The sequence below is a fragment of the Siminovitchia jepli genome, assembly GCF_047228825.1.
Lineage (GTDB): Bacteria > Bacillota > Bacilli > Bacillales > Bacillaceae_C > Siminovitchia.
In genome coordinates, this window is the sequence record NZ_JBFEGN010000002.1 from 149292 (window position 1) to 166446 (window position 17155).

The window sequence follows — 17155 nt, forward strand, 5'->3', positions numbered from 1 at the left end:
CACCGACTTTAGTCGTGTGGAGTTTCAGAAAGGGCAACCAATAAATAACATTTAAGTCATAGTTATAAGAGCAAATAAATACCATTATTCAGGCACAGCAAAATATTGTTCTCACAGTATTAGCTGTGCCTCTTTTGTAAAGAAGGTGAGTCAAATTACTGAGCCAAATCAATCACAGCCAAAAAAATATCGCTCGGTTAAATGTCCACATTGTAATGAGACATTAGATCGCAATATTGAACCATTTGTAACACATAATAAGCGATACTATCATAAAACATGTTTTGAGTCGTTCAATCAACGAGCAACGCATCGAAAAGAGCTAATTGATTACATATGTGAGTTGTATAATATACCAGCACCAACTGGTTTTATGCTTAAGCAAATTAAAGAGTTTGAAGATACACATGGCTACACGTTAAAGGGAATGGAGATGACGCTCAGATATTTCCATGAGATTAAACAAGAGCCAGTTTTGAAGGGCGCTGGAATAGGCATTGTAGAATATTTCTACAATGAGGCAAGAGATTACTATACAAATTTAAGCAAGATTAGAGAGTCTAATTCAAAAGTAAACTACGACAATAATGAGGAAATTATTTATATAAAACCTCCTAAACATAAATCAAGAAAATTAAAACAGATAGATATTGGGGGATTATAAACAGTGACATTATTACAAGACAAAAAAGCAATTTTACATGTGCTTGCTGGATTGATGGCAAACCCACATCTACTAAGTCAAACAAGAGAATATGAACTATCAGTTGATGATTTTCCAGAAAGGCATCACCAAATTATTTTTGGAGCAATTTCAAACTTACAAAGCCAAGGGATTGAAAAAATTACTCCTCCTGATATTGATGGCTATCTTTCTGAATATCCTAACCAATACCGCATATTTAACGAAAACCAGGGTATTGAGTATTTATTTAAGCTTCAAGAAATTGGTGAGCCTGATAACTTTGAATACTATTACACCCGTATTAGAAAATATAGCTTGCTTAGGACTTGTAAGAAGTTAGGTATTGATACAACTGATTTATACGATGTGGATGTATTAGATATTCAAGAAACAGAGCATCAGCAAGCTCAATTTGATTCCATGCCTATTGAAGACATGGTTAAACATGTAGAGGCGAAAATGGTTCAAATTAAGGATGAGTTTCTTGCTACCACAGGAATTCTAAATAGTCATATGTCTGATAACACAAAGGAGATTCTAGAAGAATTAAAACAAACGCCCAATTATGGAGCAAATACAATTTCAGGATATTTGAACACTGTTTCTCGCGGGCAGCGGCTTAGAAAACTATTCCTATATTCCTCAAGCACGGGTGGAGGCAAGAGTCGATGGGGTCTTGCTAATATATTAAATGCCTGTGTGCCTGAGATATACGATCCAGACAAAAAACAGTGGATTAAAACTGGAGCAACGGGAAGAGGTTTGTTTATCACAACTGAGCTAGAAGAGGATGAGGTAAAACTACCTGCCTTATGCTTTATCGCATGTGTAGATGAGGAAAAGATACATGAGGCAAAACTAACAGAAGAAGAAGAAGCCAGGTTAGTCAAAGCCACAGAGATACTTGAAAATACACCAATGTGGTTTGAAGAATTAATGGATTTTGATATTGCGGATATTGAATATGCAATCGAAAGAAACGTAATAAAAAATGATGTTCATTTCATTTGCTTCGACTATATACACAGTTCATTGAAAATATTGTTGAGCATCACAAAGCAAGGTATTAGGAATCTGAGAGAAGACCAAATACTTTTACTGATGGGGATTGCGTTAAAAAATATCTGTAACAAGTACAACGTATTTATTAGTTCAGCAACACAACTAAATGATAATTATAAAGAAGAGGGTAACTCCAATCTTGACCAAAGTTCAATTAGAGGGTCAAAAGCTTTGGCAGATAAGGTTGATTTAGGAGCCATCATCCTTCCAGTTAATCATAAAGACGAAAAGATTATTGAGACAATTATTCAATCAGGAGCAATTAGCGGATTTGGTACACTTCTTCCAACTCATACTATTAATGTTTACAAAAATCGTGGAAACAGGCATAAAATGATTAGAATCTGGATTTATTTTAATGCTGGAACACTTCGCTGCAAAGACAGTTTCGTGACAGACTATAAAGGAAATTTGATTGACAACATAAAACCAAGATTTATTCAATACATAACCGAAGAAGAATCACGAGAAACAGACATTCAAGAAGACGAGCTTCCTGAGTCTTTTATGGAAGAAGCTGATATTCAAAGTGGAAAATATGATTTTTAAGGTGGTGAGTAATCATCTATGTTTGGACACAGATATGATAAAGATCACCTTAAAGATACACTTACAGTTGATGATATTATTAAACTACTTAATGAGTTAGGAGTAGATAATATCATCAACGAAAGGGAAACTAAAGGACAGCTAATCACCAATACAATCTGTCATGATAATTCAGGTACAAGTAGCCAAAAGCTTTATTATTATATAGATTCAAAAACTTTTCATTGCTACACGGAATGCTCGTGTAGCTTTGACATATATGAATTAGTTAGACGTAGCTATGAGGCTAAGGGCATTGAATTGCATTTTTCCAGTTGCGTAGACTGGGTAGCAAGAAAGTCGGGCAAGTCGTTTGGTTTCGGGTTTGGTATAGACCTTCCTGAAAAGAAACCTATTGATTCAGAATGGGAGTGGATGAATAGGTTTAACCGCAAGAAGATAGTAATTCAGGAGCCGAAAGAATATAGTGATAGGATATTAGATGTGTTTAGTAAGGTTTATCACCCTGAATTTCTTAAAGATAACATTAATGAGGAAGTTATGGATTTTTTTGAGATTTCCTACTATAATCGAGACTCTCGAATCACCATTCCGCATAGACACTGGAAGACAGGCAAGATTATTGGAATCAAAGGTAGAGCAATAAGACAGGAAGATATTGACAACGGCTTTAAATATCTTCCTTTGATGATACAAGGGAAGCTATTTAATCACTCTAACTACTCTAATCTATACGGTCTGTGGCAGAATAAAGAAGCGATCAAAAGACTGAAGAAAGTGATTATATTTGAATCTGAAAAGAGTGTTCTTCAATGTGCGAGTTACTTTGGTATAAACAATAATTTTTCTGTTGCTTTATCAGGTAGAAACATATCGCAGTATCAAATTGATATCATACTTGGGCTAGGAGTGAACAAAGTTATACTGGCCATGGATAAGGAATATAACACTGTTGATAAAAGTCCTAAAGTGAAAAAACAGTTGGAGCGCGAGATAGAATTCATCTTAAGAATGGGAAGAAGATTTTCTCCCTATGTTCAGACCTATACTTTGTTTGATAAGCACAATTTGTTAGGTTATAAAGAATCGCCTAGTGACCGTGGAAAGGATATTTTGGTGAGTTTAATGGCTTCTAAACAGGAGATTTTAAACAAGGATTAAAAATAACTTAAAATATATATATATATATATATATAAATAACTTGACTCCACAACATGAATAACTTATAATCATATTTAACGAGTAAATAAATTGATTTATTGGAGGGAAATGAAATGTGTGAACCGAGTAAAAGAACAGATATGATCATAGATGTTTTAAAAAGTAATAAAGGATACATCTTTACACTTCCATCATTAGGATATAACTCAAATAAATATTATAAGGTCAACGGAGAGAAGGTTGAGGCAGGTAGAACATACACAACTGAAACTGAACCAGCAATTGAAATTTATTCAACTCACTCAGTAAAAGTAAAAGCAAAAAGTTTAAATAACGAGCTGCCCGATCTTTCTATTGATGAATATGAAAAGGAAAAAGAAAGACTGGAATCTAAAAAAGAGTGGGATTCATATGGAGAATATAAGATTTTCAAAGACTTGGAAGATGAATACAAATATAAAAAGTTTCTTAGAGATTATGAAATAATTACCAAGAAAGACGAGGAATATGTTCAAACACTGCAACTAAATATTATTAAAAAATTAGAGTCTGACAACTCATTTATAACTTTACATAGACATATGGGAAAAGAAATCACATCACAGGCAGCTACATATGATCGTTGGGGTTTTTACAAGCATTACATAAGAAAGTATCTTAGAGATCAAGGGTTCGAAGATGAATCAGATAGTTTTAGCAATTCCGGTAAAGGAACATTTAAATTGTATGAGTATCATCAGGGCATGGTCAACTTATTTATCGAAGGTAAACAACTGTTTGATATAAAAGTACATAGCTTTAGTGATGAACTTGATATTGTAGAAAAGAAATATGAAGAAGATAAAGCTTGGATTGAAGATAAAATAAACAATTATATTCGCAATTCATATCAATTGCCGTCTGTTCAGGATGTTATTTCAAAGATGAAGCGGATTTTAGGATTTGTTCAGAGTATTGATTCTAAAGTTAAGACTTATGATGACTATAATGCTGCAATTAGAGAAATTAAAAGTTTTATTGCTGACTTGGAAGCAGGAAAATATTCAAAATAAAATATGAGTTTTAATGGGAGGGTGAATAATGGGATCATTTGGAGATAGAATGAAAGATTACGAGAATTCGTATAGGGTTAAACTTCCAAAAAGAATGCCAGTCATTATTCGGATTGATGGTAAGGCGTTTCGTACATACACAAGAGAAATGAAAAGGCCGTTTGATGAAGAATTAGTAAATGCATTTTGGGAAACATGTAAATATCTAGCTGAAAATATTATGGGGTGTAAATTGGTTTATCACCAATCTGATGAAATCAGTTTGCTACTGACTAATTACGATAAGCTCACAACTCAGTCATGGTTTGATAATAATTTGCAAAAGATCGTATCTATCTCTGCTTCATTAGCCACAGCTAAGTTTAACGAGTTAATGAATAAAAAATATCCTATTGCGCTATTTGATGCAAGAGCATGGGTTTTACCTCGTGATGAAGTTTGTAATTACTTCTTATGGAGACAGCAAGATGCCACTAAGAATAGTATTTCTATGGTTGCTCAGGCAAACTTTTCTCATAAGCAACTACAGGGATTAAATGGTAGTCAAATGCAAGATAAATTAATGTTAGAGAAAAATATAAATTGGAATGACCTTCCTATCTGGCAAAAAAGAGGAGCCTGTATAACTAAACAACAATATCGAAAAGGTGAAGTAATTAGAAGTAGATGGGACGTTGATCATGAGACGCCAATTTTCTCTAAGGATAGAGAGTATATTGAAAAATATGTTTATCTGAGTGATCAATAAAAAATAAATATAAAATGAAAGGCAGTAAACTACATGCACAATATTAACTTTAAAGATTCTAATTTAGACTGGCTAGAAGATCGAACAATTATCTTAGCACCTACAGGAAGTCATGCATACGGTACAAATGTAGAGACTTCAGATGAAGATTACAAAGGAGTATGTATTCCACCTATTGATTACTATTTAGGATTAAACTCTTTCAACGAATACAATACAAGTGGTGGAAAGAATTTTAAGAACACTAAAGATGATGTAGATGTGAATATCATTCATGTTAATAAATTTGTAAAAGATGCTATGCAAGGTGTTCCTAATAATATTGAAATTCTCTTTGTAAGAAAAGAAGACTATTTGAAAACTACAGACTTAGGTAAAATCTTGATTGATAACCGTCACTTATTTTTATCAAAACAGATTAAAAACAAATTTGGCGGATATGCGTACTCACAAATTCAGAAGCTAAAAAATAAAAAGTCTAATGGTACTGGTAGAACAGACTTGATCGATAGCTATGGTTATGACACAAAATTCTTCGCTCATAGTATCAGATTGCTTACAAGTGCTATTGAAATATTAGAGACAGGTGATTTTAGCACATTCCGTCCTAATAGACAGTTGCTGCTTGACTGTAGAAATGGAAAGTATTCATTCGAAGAGGCACTTGAAATGGTTGAAATGTATGATAACGAATTAAAGGTTACTCTGGAAAAATCAGAGCTTCCTAAAACGCCTGATTATCACAAGATTAATAGTTTACTAATTGAAATTAATAAAGAAGGTTTATCATTATAAAAAAATGTTAAGCCCTTCAAAAATAAAATAAATTGAAACTAAAGCCCAATAGGAGATGAATGAAATGGAATTCAAAAACTTTAAAAAAGCATTGCAGGAAAATTTTAATGAAATGTCAGCAGATGTGAATCATTTATTTGAAGTGGAGTTAGACAAAGATGAGCTATGGGATTTATACTTAGACAGCTTTCCAGAGGGAACTAATGAAATATATAGAGAAAGAAGAGAGTATGATTGCAGTTGCTGTAAACAATTTATCAAGAGCATTGGGAATGTAGTGGTTATTAAGAATAATAAATTTAAAACTATATGGGATTTTGAAACAAACAGTACAAAATTTCAACCTGTCGTAGATGCTTTATCTAATTATGTAAAGTCAAAAATAATATCAGATGTCTGGGTAAATAAATTTAATAAATTAGGTACTGACAGAAATTATGAGCACTTAGACAACGGAGATGTTATGACATGGGAACACTTTTACTTAGAACTGCCAAGCAAATTTGTTGATAGAAGCAGCAGATCGGAGGCAGAGATTAGAGGTGGACTTAGAGATACGAGAAATGTTTTTAAAAGATCACTAGAGGAAATTACAGAAGAAAGTCTACTTACTGTACTAGAACTTATCTCCCAAAATTCATTATATAAAGGTGAAGAGTGGAAAGGTGTATTAAATGAATTTCTTAAGTTTAAAAAAGAATTTGATGAATTACAAACAGAAACAGAAAAAGAGAATTACACTTGGGAACAGTCTGTGAAAATTGGTGGAGCAATAGGTAGGATTAGAAATCATAGTATCGGAACCTTATTAGTCAATATTAGTGAGGGCATGGATTTAGATACAGCAGTTAGGAAATATGAAGTAATTGTAGCTCCTGAAAACTATAAGCGATCTAAACCTATCTATACAAAAAGAATGTTAGAGGATGCCAAGAAGACAATTGAAGAGTTAGGATACATGGACTCTCTAAACCGTAGACATGCCACATTAGATGACATTACAGTAAATAACATTTTGTTTTCAAACAAAGACTCTGCAAAAAGAATCAATGGGATGGACGTATTTGAAGAGATGGCTAACGAGGTTTCACTTAACCTAAAGCAATTTTCGAGAGTAGATGAAATTTCAATTGATAGTTTCGTAGAAAATGTATTACCAACAGCAAAAGAGATTGAAGTGCTTCTTGAAAATAAACATTCAAATAATATGGTTTCATTAATTGCACCTGAAAATAAAGATAGTAAAACTATGTTCAAATGGAATAACGGATTCAGTTGGGCATATTCAGGAAATATGACTGATAGCAGCATGAAAGAGAACGTGAAATCTGCTGGTGGAAATGTTGAAGGAGTATTAAGGTTCTCGATCCAATGGAATGATGATGAATACAATCCGAACGATTTTGACGCACACTGCGTAGAACCAAACGGAAATGAAATATATTACAGCAATAAACACAACTATCAAACTACTGGACAATTAGATGTTGACATTATTAATCCAAGAAGAGGAACCCCTGCTGTCGAAAACATTACTTGGGCTAATAAAAACAAAATGAAAACAGGAAAGTATGAGTTTTTTGTTAGGAATTATAGTCATAATGGTGGCAGAAGTGGCTTTAAAGCAGAGATTGAATTTGATGGTCAGATTTACACCTTTGAATACAATAAAGAACTAAGACATAAGGAAAATGTAGTAGTTGCTGAAGTTACTTTTGATGGAGACAACTTCACTATTAAAGAAAAATTACCTTCAAATGTATCATCGAAAGAAATATGGAATTTAAAAACAAATCAATTTGTACCTGTTTCAGTGATGATGTATTCACCGAATTATTGGGACGAGCAACAAGGGATTGGAAATCGACATTACTTTTTTATGCTAAAAGACTGTATTAATCCAGAATCACCGAATGGTTTTTATAATGAGTTTTTGAAGGAAGATTTAGTAAAGCATAGAAAAGTGTTTGAAGCATTAGGGGCAAAAATGTCAGTAAAAGGAGTTGATGATCAGTTATCTGGAATTGGATTTTCTTCAACTAAAAGAAATGAATTAGTAGTCAAGGTTAAAGGAAATGCAGAGCGAGTATTAAAAGTAAAAATATAATAATAAATTAAATTATAAAAGAGGAGAAGTGATTAATTATGGCAAACAATAATTTATTTGAGGTAGCAACAAAAACAAAAATGAGATTTCCATTTAGAGGACTAATCTCAGTAGAAGACCTGTGGGATCTTTCTCTGCAAAACTTAGATCAAGTCTTTAAGGTTTTAAACTCTGAGTTAAAGCAAGTGAATGAGGAAAGTTTGCTCAACACTAAAACAAAAGAAGATAAAGAATTAGATGTAAAAATTAAAATAGTGAAACATATCGTAAAAGTTAAATTGGAAGAAGAAGAGTCAAGACAGCAAGCTAAAGTTAAGAAAGAGCAGAAGCAACGAATCATGGAAATCCTATCTCAAAAACAAGATGAAAGTCTACAAAACAAATCAATTGAAGAGCTTAAGGCTCTGCTTGAAGAGGTGGATAACTAAGTTTAAAAGGGGAGATATTCTCCCCTACTTCAATAAAGTATGAATTTAATTGGAAGGAGAGATTATAGATAAAAATATGCGTTGACTGTAATATAAGTAAACCTTTAGATGATTTTTACTCTCAAAAGAAGCATAGTAAAAAGAGAGGTGATTATATATACTACCAACCTTATTGTAAAGAATGTGCCTACGTAAGAAGTAGAAAGTGGCAACTAGATAATCACGAATACTTTTTACAATATAAACATGAATACAACAAAAGAGACAGGATTGAAAGACCGTACAGGCGTGAATATGATAGAAGACATGCCAGAAACCAAAAAGAAAGTGGATACACAAAAGCATACTATGAGAAAAATAAAGAATATTTAATGGAGTACCATAGAAAGAGAAGGATGCACAAGTCACATGAAATCAGTGAAGAAGAATGGCTGTTGTGTAAACAATACTTTAACAGCTCATGTGCATATTGTGGCCTTCATGAAGATGATCATTACATAATTTACGCAGGAGCGCCGAAGAAAACGGACTTACATAAAGAACATGTAGACCATGATGGCAGTAACAAAATAGATAACTGTGTGCCGTCTTGTCAGACATGCAACTCTAAGAAATGGGCGTTTACCTTAGATGAATGGTACACAGAAGAAAATGAACACTATTCCGAAGAAAGATTAAATAAAATATTAAGATGGACAGAAAAAGACCATAAACTTGCTATAGTCAAATAATAAAAGGGAGCGATGTTGTGTGTACTACGTTTACGAGTCCCATCTTTCAGGTGAAGCCTATGTATCGTTTGATCAAAAAGAATACGAAGAATTGTATTGTGAGCAGTGTGGAGACTCTGATTGGGAGCTTGATGCCTTTGAAACGGTAGAAGAGGCGGAGGAGTTCGCCAAGAGGTTTAATGATGGTGAAATAGACTGACCAAATAAAAACACAGTTTTATCAGAAAGGAAGATTGTCTTTGCTTGATAGATTATTTGATGCACAATGTAAAATTATAGAAGATCCAGAAGTTAATCTTGAAATAAAACTATTACTGATACTGGAGTTATCCTATAATGGTGAAATTAGTCTAGCAAAAGCCAAGGAGCTATGTAGTGAAGTTGGATTGTTTTCTGAGTACTACATGGCTGTAGATGATAAAGCAACGAGTCTCGTCAAGAATGTTCTTGAGAACAGCAAGAATAGATAGAAGTACAAATATATTGTGAAATTCTAGGAGTGAGAAAAATGAAGGTTAAAGAACTAATTGCAGAATTAGAGATTCGTAATCCAGAATCAAGAGTATTTGTTCTTGACGATGAAGGAGATAAAGCAAGAGTTCATAAATTATATCGCATAGAGGATGATAGACCAAAACATCAACAAGATGTTCTTATAATGCATAAGATTTAGCATGAAATTACTATTTCAATAGGTAGGTGAAGATAGTGGAAGATAAAAAGCTACTGGGAGAGTGGAGCGACACTATAAATGCTTTTTGGTTCGGTGCTAACAACTGTGAATGGATTGCCTGGAAAGGATCGCATCAAGTTTTTGTTTACCCATGTGATGAACATCCAAATCCCCCTAGTCAAATTATACAGCATAGTAACCGGATAGAATCACTAGAGGATTTTACGGAAGCAATTTACAATGGCAATTTATATGAGCCTGAATATAAACAAGTGAAGAAGCATTGGGAGAATTAGTGGAATAAATGCAAGAAAGGAGAAATCTCGTATTATGGATGTTGAAGCAAAAAACAACCAACAATTAAGAAGATTAGTAATTAATCTAGGTTATGAAATTAGTGGCCTTATAGATCACGGAGAATATTTTTATGACTTAGAGGAGCTTAATGATTTTTGTGCTACATTAGATAAACTTAAAAACGCTGCTCGTGAATACTATATTTCAAACCAAGAGGAAATTGATGAGTGATATAAAAAACATAATAAATGAGTTCTTTTATTTATAAACGGAGGGATAGAGATGAACAAAAATAACACAAAATATGTAGTTGAATTTACGTATGATGGGAACGAAAAATATTCAATGGAGTTTGAGAATAGGGAACATGCAGTTGATTTTTATAGTAGTTTAGAGGAAGGAAATACTACCAGTGTTTCATTACAAGAGATAACTAGTATTATGGCTTGTTTAAAGATTGGAGAAGTAGGCAGCCTACCAGAGGAAGCAGGGATTAAGAATAGCATATTATTTTATTAGGATGGTGAAAATGAAAAAGTGGAAGGTGAGTAGAGAATTAGGTTTAGCTATTGACGCTGCTATAGAAGAGTTTGGTCTAGAAGGAGTATTGGACGCTCCAAAGCATTTTGATAAATGGAGTAATGATTGCGAGTACTTAAACAACATTGACACGTTCACATTAGCAAAATATATTATTGAAGGATATGAGTATCCTAAGACAAAAGAAGAATTAATTGATGAATTTATTAGCTGGTTAGCAGATTACAATTTGAATGTTCAATATCCAACTAAAAAGAGCAGTTATCGTAAAGGTAGAAGAGATACCTTGGAAGAGATCGAGAAAAAATTAGTTGATTTAAAATTAATAAATGAAATCAATATTACCAGTGGTAGAGACGGAGGCATTCATTATAATTAAATTGATTTGAGATAAATTATTTCTTTTATAGGGAGTGGGGTGAGAGGGTTCAGTGTTTTAATTATTAGATCGGAAACACATATTATCAATAAAAGCCATAGACTTTTTAACTATTGTGAAGATATGTGTTTTAAATCGAAGAATCTTTATAACTATGCTAACTATATCTTAAGACAAGAGTTTATAAAAAAGAATAAGATATCATCTGCCTTTGATCTAAATAAACTCTTAAAAAATGAAGATGTGTTTAAACAACTTCCATCAAAGACATCGCAGCAAGTCATCATGTCACTTTGCAACAATTGGAAATCATTCTTTGCTGCGATAAAAGACTGGAGCAAGAACAGTAGCAAATATTTGGGTAAACCAAGACCACCAAAATATAAAAAGAAAGATGGGCGCAACATAGTTTACTTTGATTATCAGCAAGGAACGTTAAAGGAGGGAAGATATAAGTTTCCTAAATCAGACCATTTTATAGAAACAGGAATAACAAAGAAATCTTTTAGACAGGTGCAGATAATTCCTTATGGATCATGCTATAAAATTGCTCTGATATATAGAAAAGAAATAAATCAAAAAGAAGATATGAATGATAATTATCTAGCAATTGATTTAGGAGTAGACAATCTTGCTACGTTAACAAGTAACATTGGACTTAAGCCAATTGTTATAAACGGTAGGATACTAAAATCCATAAATCAATACTACAACAAGAAATTGGCTGGGTTGAAGTCATATGTTGGCAATGGAACCAGCAAGAGAATACAAAGACTATCCTTGAAGAGAAATAATATCGTTCACACGCATTTTCATAAGATTAGCAGATACATTATTAACTTTTGCCTAGAGAATGACATTGATAATATTGTGATTGGAAAAAATGGGAGATGGAAGCAAAAGGCTAAAATGAGCAAAACAAGCAATCAGAAATTTGTTCAAATACCATTTGAAAAGCTTATATACCAGTTAACATATAAAGGGGAAGAGTGTGGAATCAATGTAACAACTGTTGAAGAACAATACACAAGTGCTGCAAGTTTCATAGACAGTGACTCTATTCCGACTAAATTCGGAGATTATAAATTCAGTGGAAAAAGAGTTAAAAGAGGGCTTTATAAAAGCAAGAATGGAACACTTATAAATGCTGATGTAAACGGTAGTTACAACATTTTAAGAAAATGTATTCCCGAATTTTCATATGACGGGATAGAGGGTGTATCATTGCATCCAATTAGGATAAATATCGCCTAATAAAGATTTAAAATCACAATGAAAGAATCTTTTTATCTTGAAGTGCGAGGTGAAAATCATGAAGAGAGAGCCGTATTACATAGGAGACAAAGAGTATTTAGTTTATTATAAAAAACCAAACAGTGAAAAAACCTGTAAGTTCATTGGCATATGCGAAAATTTTTCTACAAACTCAACTAGTCTAAACGCCTTTTGGAATAAAGATAGCGAACAAATGTTGTTAGTAAAATATTCTGATATCGTTGGTCTGTTTCCAACTGAATAAAACAAATCTTTTATTGATGAAATAAACTATAAGGAGATAATAGTATGGAATTGGGAAATTTAATATTCGGCAATTCAAGAGGGAAATACTTAGTTGATCGTGATTGGCAGGATGCTTTTTATTCAGCTCTTTATGATATGAGATTTAACGGGTATGGTATGCCTGAACTAGATGAGTCAGAGTATAATGGTAAATTTGTAGAGTTAAAATCTAAATATGGAAACACAAAGTACTTTGAAAATGACACTTTTATTATCATGCCATATTACTGGGGAGACGATGATGATTTTTGCGAACTTCCTAATTTTATACATAAGTCTTCTGGATATGAGTTGAGCTGGTACAAATATGCTTTAAGAGACAGTTATGCTAATAAAGAAATTGCCTTTGAAGAACTAATGAATATTATGGACGATTGTAAAAAAAGCTTAGGGTTTGAAGGAGTACCACACAATTATTTGCGAGCCATTGAGCATATAGAATCCGCAATGGATGAACTTTATTGCACAGACAATAAAGAAGAGACTATTGATATATATAATAAATTAAGAGAAATCAAAGAAGGAATGGAGTAATGTTTGAAAAATGGAGGCAGAAAAGAGAGTTAAAAAGACAAGCGAGAGAGTTAGAACTGATTCAATCTCAATGCCCTCATGAATGGCATATAGTTAGTGAGTACAGTATGGATGTTGGTGAGTGGGAATATGATTTAAGGGATTTCTGCGATTTATATTGTCCATCTTGCCATAAAACCATGAATACAGTGAGTAAACTTCAAGGAAATAAAATTCTAGAAATACAGAGAGTGAGGAAAGAATATGAGAATAAGCGATGAATTATTGAATTTCCTGGGGGATTTTTTCGTAGAAGTTAATCTTGAAGAGAAACTTAATACTACATTTATTGAATTCGTGGAGTCATATCTGCGAAATGTGGAATATTCACTAAAATGCCAAACTCAATAAAATTTGGTTTTTAATGAGAAATGAGGTGGAAAATTTGGAAAAGTTTACTGCGAATGATATGAGACTCTTTGGAATAATAATGTGTACTTTAGGATTTGTTATAGGGAAGCTACTGTAGAGCTTAGAGAAAGGTGGTGAGTAGCAATTAATGGAACTGTTGACAAGCTTGTTAATTGGATTAATATTAGGTGTTTTCATTGGAAGTAAAATTGTTCAACATTTATTTAATGGAGGAGTAAGGCCAACAACATATATTGAAGACGAAGATAAGATTGATGAAGCTGCAAGAGAATGGTTAAAAAGCAATTCTCTATAATTAAATAAATAGCAAAAGGTGGTGATTATTATGCTGCGATTGCTTTTATCTATTATTATTTTAGCTTTAATGATTACATACTTAGCTATACCTTTAATGAAATGGATAAGGAGATTTGGTAAAAGCGAAGCAAAAAGAATTGATGAAGCTTTTAAAAAAGAATAACAAAAGCAAAATAAAATTATATGGAGGAATAAGATAAATGAGCACAAGGGGAATATTGAGATTAATTGGAACAGGCATTGGAGTATTATTGTTGATTATTGGACTATTTATTTTTGTGGAAAGAGTACCAGAAGGAAAGGTTGCAGTAGTTTATTCACCATCAGGAGGAGCAAAAGAAGTATTGAATCCTGGATGGCATTTGGTTGGTCTGTTTGAGAAGACACAGCAATATCCTACACGTATCACAATCTTGAAAAACAAAGTTACTGTTACAACAAAAGACGGTAAAACAGTTACGATGCCAGCAAGCTATGAAATGAAAGTTGATCGTTCAAAAGTGTTAGAAATCTTTAAGGAGCTAGGATCACAAAATGTTGAACAGATTCAAGAAGGATATCTATACAATAAGCTATTTAGAGCTGCACGTTCGACAGTTTCAAATTATAGTGTATTAGATATTTATGGGACAAAAACAACTGAAGCTTCTGCAAAAGTAACTGAAGTAATGGCCGAGGATGTTTCAAAACTAGGATTTATTGTAAGCAATGTAACACTTGGAACACCTAAATTAGACAAAGAAACAGAAAAGGCAATTGATGCTCGTGTAAAGGCAGCACAAGAGTTAGAACTTAAGAAGCAACAATTAGAGAATGAAAAAATTGAAGCTGAGAAAAAGAAAGTAGTTGCTGAGGGGGAAGCCCAGAAAAAGGTTATCGCAGCAGAAGCAGAAGCTAAAGCAAATGCTACTATCAGTAAATCTGTTACACCTGAGATTTTAAAATTGAAAGAGCTTGAGGCGAGAAACAAACATGGGTGGATTACTATTCAAGGTAGTGGCGGATTAATTGTTGACGATAAAAAGTAATTAAATACATATATCCTCTCATAGTCTTTGTACTGTGAGAGGACTCTTAAAAATACTAGGAGGTGTTTATTTGGAAATACTAGCCGATGCAAAAGTGAAGTATCAATACGATTCTCTTTCAGTAGAGAAACTCGTCCTGGTGGTTAAATTTAAAAAGCCCAACAAATTCTTTAAGACTAAAGTGAAAAGAGTGCTTTGTAGTACTTGGTGGTTAGGAGATACATATAGAAATAGAGATGAATTTCTTGATGATGTTCTAGCACACCTATCGAATAAAAATGTTTTAGAGGAAGAGGTTGTACATATGGTTCAGAAAGAGTTGGGGCTAACTGAAAAACAGATTGTAAGAAAATCTAAAGAAGATGAGATAAGAAGGCTACTTAAAGACAGTAAATTCACAGTAAAAGTAAAAATAGATTGAGATAAATTGTAGGATTTAATAGAAAAGTAGAGGATAAGTCTATGAAACGTAAAATTGCTTCACGTAAATTAAAACGAACTTGTACATGCTGCAATAAATCATTTGCAAAAGGTGATGTGTATTATCTGAAAAGGGTAGTTTTTAAAGATTACTACTATGATGAGATTATTGCTTATGAATATCTAACTTGCCCACGCTGCAAGTATGAAAACGAGCGCAAGGGAAAACGATATAAGCGATTTATAGAATCAGGAAAATGTCATCATCCGGTAACTGATGAAATATGGACAACAATTGCGGGAGAAGAATATGTGAAAGAACCTTCACATACAGAGTGTTTAATTTGTGGGAAACGAGTTTAATGTTAGATGATACAAACTGTGAAGTGAGGAGGTTTTAGATATTGTTTGGTCAGTCAAAACTCAAGGATTCCAAGCCATTTCATGCGATTGTTTCAGCTTATATGTTTAAGGATGATGATGGGAACACCTGTATTGAGCTTCTTGATTTTATCCACAACGATGTTGAGGGTACAGAAATATTCTGTGATATTGAATACACCTTGAGAGACTACCTGGATTTTGGTGGTAAAGAAGAATCTTATTTTATGGCTCATGTCAAATCATGGTTTTACTCTTATTATGATTACTTTGACGGTTATCAAAGCGAGGTCGAATCAGAAGTGACCGAGTTAAAAAGTATAGATGATTTTACAAAATTAGAACTAATTTAACCGAACAGCTCGCAGATTAAATGAGAGAAGGTGTAGTATGAATAAACGACAAAAGAAAAAGCTCATTCCGAAAGACACTGACTATTGCTATGAAATAACTGGGTATTTTGAAAATGGAATAATTAAAACTAAAAAATGTCCGCATTACAAAATTATTGGATATGTTGATGATAAGTCAATAGATGATAGTGGCAATGAGTATCCTTGTAAGACTCCTGTATATTATTGTGCTTATACTAAAGTAAGTAGCGAAGAAGATTTTCTTCTTTCTGATCAAGTAAAGACATGCGGAGAAAGATTGCCAAATTATTATTTTAAGCGATAAAATGAGTGTTTTAATTTTAAACGACACAACAAAAGTGGATTAAAGCAAATATTAAATTGAAAGAGGTGACATCATGAATCGCAAGAATATTCAAAAAAGCTGTGAGGTTCTTGAAAAACTACTAGAAAGAGATTTATCAACAAATGGCAAAGTACTTGATGAAGAGGAGTTTGTAGCTGTTAATGTTTTATTGTTGGAATTAGATATTGCTGAACTTTATAGAGTAAAGCACAATGTAACACATTAATATGGAGATGGTTTCAATACAAAATGTCAAAGAAAAAATAAAACAAAGAAGAAGACAAATCATTGTTCACTCTTATATATACTATTATTTAAATAACAGTGTAATATCAGATCATATATATGACCGTTGGTGTAATGAATTAGTTGAATTACAGGAAAAATATCCCGATATTGCTTCAGAATGCGAGTTTGCAGAGGAATTTAAAGGTTTTACAGGTGAGACTGGTTTTGATTTGTATATGGGTTCTTGGGTACATGAAGTCGCATGGAAAATATTGAAGTATCATCTATATTTACAAAAATAACTTAAATACATATAATAATATAGAACAAAAGAGAAAGGGTTGATATTCATTTATAAGATTATTGGAGAAAATAATTTATTTGATGTC

29 protein-coding genes are annotated in these 17155 nt (G+C 32.7%); all 29 read left to right on the forward strand.

All coding sequences use genetic code 11. The features are described 5' to 3' along the window. Positions 1-145 precede the first annotated feature (145 nt). The 29 genes from AB1L08_RS02265 (at position 146) to AB1L08_RS02405 (ending at position 17068) form a co-directional block, all read left to right on the forward strand. Positions 146-664: a hypothetical protein gene (locus AB1L08_RS02265; protein ID WP_413063045.1), complete on the forward strand. Its 519-nt coding sequence runs from the start codon at positions 146-148 to the stop codon at positions 662-664. A gap of 3 nt (positions 665-667) precedes the next feature. Next, the gene (locus tag AB1L08_RS02270) at positions 668-2296 is read left to right on the forward strand and encodes a DnaB-like helicase C-terminal domain-containing protein (protein WP_413063046.1); all 1629 of its coding nucleotides are present in this window, start codon (positions 668-670) and stop codon (positions 2294-2296) included. A gap of 18 nt (positions 2297-2314) precedes the next feature. Then, the gene (locus AB1L08_RS02275; RefSeq protein WP_413063047.1) at positions 2315-3457 is read left to right on the forward strand and encodes a hypothetical protein; all 1143 of its coding nucleotides are present in this window, start codon (positions 2315-2317) and stop codon (positions 3455-3457) included. Positions 3458-3571: 114 nt separating this feature from the next. After that, positions 3572-4510 (forward strand): hypothetical protein, encoded by a 939-nt coding sequence (locus AB1L08_RS02280; RefSeq protein ID WP_413063048.1) that lies wholly within the window; start codon positions 3572-3574, stop codon positions 4508-4510. A gap of 28 nt (positions 4511-4538) precedes the next feature. Beyond that, positions 4539-5258 carry a tRNA(His) guanylyltransferase Thg1 family protein gene (locus AB1L08_RS02285; protein WP_413063049.1) on the forward strand — a complete coding sequence of 240 codons (720 nt, stop codon included), beginning with the start codon at positions 4539-4541 and terminating at the stop codon, positions 5256-5258. A gap of 33 nt (positions 5259-5291) precedes the next feature. Then, the gene (locus AB1L08_RS02290; protein WP_413063050.1) at positions 5292-6053 is read left to right on the forward strand and encodes a nucleotidyltransferase domain-containing protein; all 762 of its coding nucleotides are present in this window, start codon (positions 5292-5294) and stop codon (positions 6051-6053) included. Positions 6054-6117: 64 nt separating this feature from the next. Next, positions 6118-8160: a DUF2135 domain-containing protein gene (locus AB1L08_RS02295; RefSeq protein ID WP_413063051.1), complete on the forward strand. Its 2043-nt coding sequence runs from the start codon at positions 6118-6120 to the stop codon at positions 8158-8160. A gap of 38 nt (positions 8161-8198) precedes the next feature. Then, the gene (locus AB1L08_RS02300) at positions 8199-8588 is read left to right on the forward strand and encodes a hypothetical protein (protein ID WP_413063052.1); all 390 of its coding nucleotides are present in this window, start codon (positions 8199-8201) and stop codon (positions 8586-8588) included. A 395-nt stretch (positions 8589-8983) separates the two neighbouring features. Beyond that, positions 8984-9319 carry an HNH endonuclease gene (locus AB1L08_RS02305; protein WP_413063053.1) on the forward strand — a complete coding sequence of 112 codons (336 nt, stop codon included), beginning with the start codon at positions 8984-8986 and terminating at the stop codon, positions 9317-9319. Positions 9320-9338: 19 nt separating this feature from the next. Then, on the forward strand, positions 9339-9518 hold the full coding sequence (locus AB1L08_RS02310; protein ID WP_413063054.1) for a hypothetical protein: 180 nt from the start codon (positions 9339-9341) through the stop codon (positions 9516-9518). Positions 9519-9558: 40 nt separating this feature from the next. Next, a complete protein-coding gene (locus tag AB1L08_RS02315) occupies positions 9559-9789 on the forward strand; it encodes a hypothetical protein (protein WP_413063055.1) in 231 nt (76 codons plus the stop codon). A gap of 38 nt (positions 9790-9827) precedes the next feature. Continuing rightward, a complete protein-coding gene (locus tag AB1L08_RS02320; protein WP_413063056.1) occupies positions 9828-9992 on the forward strand; it encodes a hypothetical protein in 165 nt (54 codons plus the stop codon). Between the two features lie 35 nt (positions 9993-10027). Continuing rightward, the gene (locus tag AB1L08_RS02325) at positions 10028-10288 is read left to right on the forward strand and encodes a hypothetical protein (RefSeq protein WP_413063057.1); all 261 of its coding nucleotides are present in this window, start codon (positions 10028-10030) and stop codon (positions 10286-10288) included. A 34-nt stretch (positions 10289-10322) separates the two neighbouring features. After that, positions 10323-10520: a hypothetical protein gene (locus AB1L08_RS02330; protein ID WP_413063058.1), complete on the forward strand. Its 198-nt coding sequence runs from the start codon at positions 10323-10325 to the stop codon at positions 10518-10520. Between the two features lie 51 nt (positions 10521-10571). Then, positions 10572-10808: a hypothetical protein gene (locus tag AB1L08_RS02335; protein WP_413063059.1), complete on the forward strand. Its 237-nt coding sequence runs from the start codon at positions 10572-10574 to the stop codon at positions 10806-10808. A gap of 10 nt (positions 10809-10818) precedes the next feature. Continuing rightward, positions 10819-11208: a hypothetical protein gene (locus tag AB1L08_RS02340; RefSeq protein ID WP_413063060.1), complete on the forward strand. Its 390-nt coding sequence runs from the start codon at positions 10819-10821 to the stop codon at positions 11206-11208. A 39-nt stretch (positions 11209-11247) separates the two neighbouring features. Beyond that, positions 11248-12462 carry an RNA-guided endonuclease InsQ/TnpB family protein gene (locus AB1L08_RS02345; RefSeq protein WP_413063061.1) on the forward strand — a complete coding sequence of 405 codons (1215 nt, stop codon included), beginning with the start codon at positions 11248-11250 and terminating at the stop codon, positions 12460-12462. 58 nt (positions 12463-12520) lie between these two features. Beyond that, positions 12521-12727, forward strand: coding sequence for a hypothetical protein (locus AB1L08_RS02350; protein ID WP_413063062.1), 207 nt, complete (start codon positions 12521-12523; stop codon positions 12725-12727). Positions 12728-12771: 44 nt separating this feature from the next. After that, complete coding sequence (locus AB1L08_RS02355) at positions 12772-13302, forward strand: hypothetical protein (RefSeq protein ID WP_413063063.1); 531 nt, start codon at positions 12772-12774, stop codon at positions 13300-13302. Then, positions 13302-13562: a hypothetical protein gene (locus tag AB1L08_RS02360; protein ID WP_413063064.1), complete on the forward strand. Its 261-nt coding sequence runs from the start codon at positions 13302-13304 to the stop codon at positions 13560-13562. Before AB1L08_RS02355 ends, AB1L08_RS02360 begins: the two co-directional genes overlap by 1 nt. 278 nt (positions 13563-13840) lie before the next feature. After that, positions 13841-14008, forward strand: coding sequence for a hypothetical protein (locus tag AB1L08_RS02365; RefSeq protein ID WP_413063065.1), 168 nt, complete (start codon positions 13841-13843; stop codon positions 14006-14008). A gap of 30 nt (positions 14009-14038) precedes the next feature. Next, positions 14039-14173, forward strand: a complete 135-nt coding sequence (locus AB1L08_RS02370; protein WP_413063066.1) for a hypothetical protein — start codon at positions 14039-14041, stop codon at positions 14171-14173. A 37-nt stretch (positions 14174-14210) separates the two neighbouring features. After that, a complete protein-coding gene (locus AB1L08_RS02375; protein WP_413063067.1) occupies positions 14211-15038 on the forward strand; it encodes a prohibitin family protein in 828 nt (275 codons plus the stop codon). 70 nt (positions 15039-15108) lie between these two features. After that, positions 15109-15459 carry a hypothetical protein gene (locus AB1L08_RS02380; protein WP_413063068.1) on the forward strand — a complete coding sequence of 117 codons (351 nt, stop codon included), beginning with the start codon at positions 15109-15111 and terminating at the stop codon, positions 15457-15459. Positions 15460-15500: 41 nt separating this feature from the next. Beyond that, positions 15501-15821 carry a hypothetical protein gene (locus AB1L08_RS02385; RefSeq protein ID WP_413063069.1) on the forward strand — a complete coding sequence of 107 codons (321 nt, stop codon included), beginning with the start codon at positions 15501-15503 and terminating at the stop codon, positions 15819-15821. 41 nt (positions 15822-15862) lie between these two features. Further along, positions 15863-16192 (forward strand): hypothetical protein, encoded by a 330-nt coding sequence (locus AB1L08_RS02390; protein ID WP_413063070.1) that lies wholly within the window; start codon positions 15863-15865, stop codon positions 16190-16192. 37 nt (positions 16193-16229) lie between these two features. After that, the gene (locus tag AB1L08_RS02395; RefSeq protein ID WP_413063071.1) at positions 16230-16517 is read left to right on the forward strand and encodes a hypothetical protein; all 288 of its coding nucleotides are present in this window, start codon (positions 16230-16232) and stop codon (positions 16515-16517) included. 73 nt (positions 16518-16590) lie between these two features. Continuing rightward, positions 16591-16764 carry a hypothetical protein gene (locus AB1L08_RS02400; protein WP_413063072.1) on the forward strand — a complete coding sequence of 58 codons (174 nt, stop codon included), beginning with the start codon at positions 16591-16593 and terminating at the stop codon, positions 16762-16764. A 1-nt stretch (position 16765) separates the two neighbouring features. Beyond that, positions 16766-17068, forward strand: a complete 303-nt coding sequence (locus tag AB1L08_RS02405; RefSeq protein WP_413063073.1) for a DNA ligase LigA-related protein — start codon at positions 16766-16768, stop codon at positions 17066-17068. Positions 17069-17155 lie beyond the last annotated feature (87 nt).

Bases quoted from the DNA above. Each gene is read 5' to 3' on its own strand.
- AB1L08_RS02400 (WP_413063072.1), top strand. From the start codon at position 16,591: ATGAATCGCAAGAATATTCAAAAAAGCTGTGAGGTTCTTGAAAAACTA.
- AB1L08_RS02295 (WP_413063051.1), top strand. From the start codon at position 6,118: ATGGAATTCAAAAACTTTAAAAAAGCATTGCAGGAAAATTTTAATGAA.
- AB1L08_RS02340 (WP_413063060.1), top strand. From the start codon at position 10,819: ATGAAAAAGTGGAAGGTGAGTAGAGAATTAGGTTTAGCTATTGACGCT.
- AB1L08_RS02320 (WP_413063056.1), top strand. From the start codon at position 9,828: ATGAAGGTTAAAGAACTAATTGCAGAATTAGAGATTCGTAATCCAGAA.
- AB1L08_RS02365 (WP_413063065.1), top strand. From the start codon at position 13,841: ATGGAACTGTTGACAAGCTTGTTAATTGGATTAATATTAGGTGTTTTC.
- AB1L08_RS02335 (WP_413063059.1), top strand. From the start codon at position 10,572: ATGAACAAAAATAACACAAAATATGTAGTTGAATTTACGTATGATGGG.
- AB1L08_RS02360 (WP_413063064.1), top strand. From the start codon at position 13,302: ATGTTTGAAAAATGGAGGCAGAAAAGAGAGTTAAAAAGACAAGCGAGA.
- AB1L08_RS02375 (WP_413063067.1), top strand. From the start codon at position 14,211: ATGAGCACAAGGGGAATATTGAGATTAATTGGAACAGGCATTGGAGTA.
- AB1L08_RS02285 (WP_413063049.1), top strand. From the start codon at position 4,539: ATGGGATCATTTGGAGATAGAATGAAAGATTACGAGAATTCGTATAGG.
- AB1L08_RS02395 (WP_413063071.1), top strand. From the start codon at position 16,230: ATGAATAAACGACAAAAGAAAAAGCTCATTCCGAAAGACACTGACTAT.
- AB1L08_RS02350 (WP_413063062.1), top strand. From the start codon at position 12,521: ATGAAGAGAGAGCCGTATTACATAGGAGACAAAGAGTATTTAGTTTAT.
- AB1L08_RS02405 (WP_413063073.1), top strand. From the start codon at position 16,766: ATGGAGATGGTTTCAATACAAAATGTCAAAGAAAAAATAAAACAAAGA.
- AB1L08_RS02305 (WP_413063053.1), top strand. From the start codon at position 8,984: ATGCACAAGTCACATGAAATCAGTGAAGAAGAATGGCTGTTGTGTAAA.
- AB1L08_RS02290 (WP_413063050.1), top strand. From the start codon at position 5,292: ATGCACAATATTAACTTTAAAGATTCTAATTTAGACTGGCTAGAAGAT.
- AB1L08_RS02300 (WP_413063052.1), top strand. From the start codon at position 8,199: ATGGCAAACAATAATTTATTTGAGGTAGCAACAAAAACAAAAATGAGA.
- AB1L08_RS02385 (WP_413063069.1), top strand. From the start codon at position 15,501: ATGAAACGTAAAATTGCTTCACGTAAATTAAAACGAACTTGTACATGC.
- AB1L08_RS02330 (WP_413063058.1), top strand. From the start codon at position 10,323: ATGGATGTTGAAGCAAAAAACAACCAACAATTAAGAAGATTAGTAATT.
- AB1L08_RS02355 (WP_413063063.1), top strand. From the start codon at position 12,772: ATGGAATTGGGAAATTTAATATTCGGCAATTCAAGAGGGAAATACTTA.
- AB1L08_RS02280 (WP_413063048.1), top strand. From the start codon at position 3,572: ATGTGTGAACCGAGTAAAAGAACAGATATGATCATAGATGTTTTAAAA.
- AB1L08_RS02370 (WP_413063066.1), top strand. From the start codon at position 14,039: ATGCTGCGATTGCTTTTATCTATTATTATTTTAGCTTTAATGATTACA.
- AB1L08_RS02275 (WP_413063047.1), top strand. From the start codon at position 2,315: ATGTTTGGACACAGATATGATAAAGATCACCTTAAAGATACACTTACA.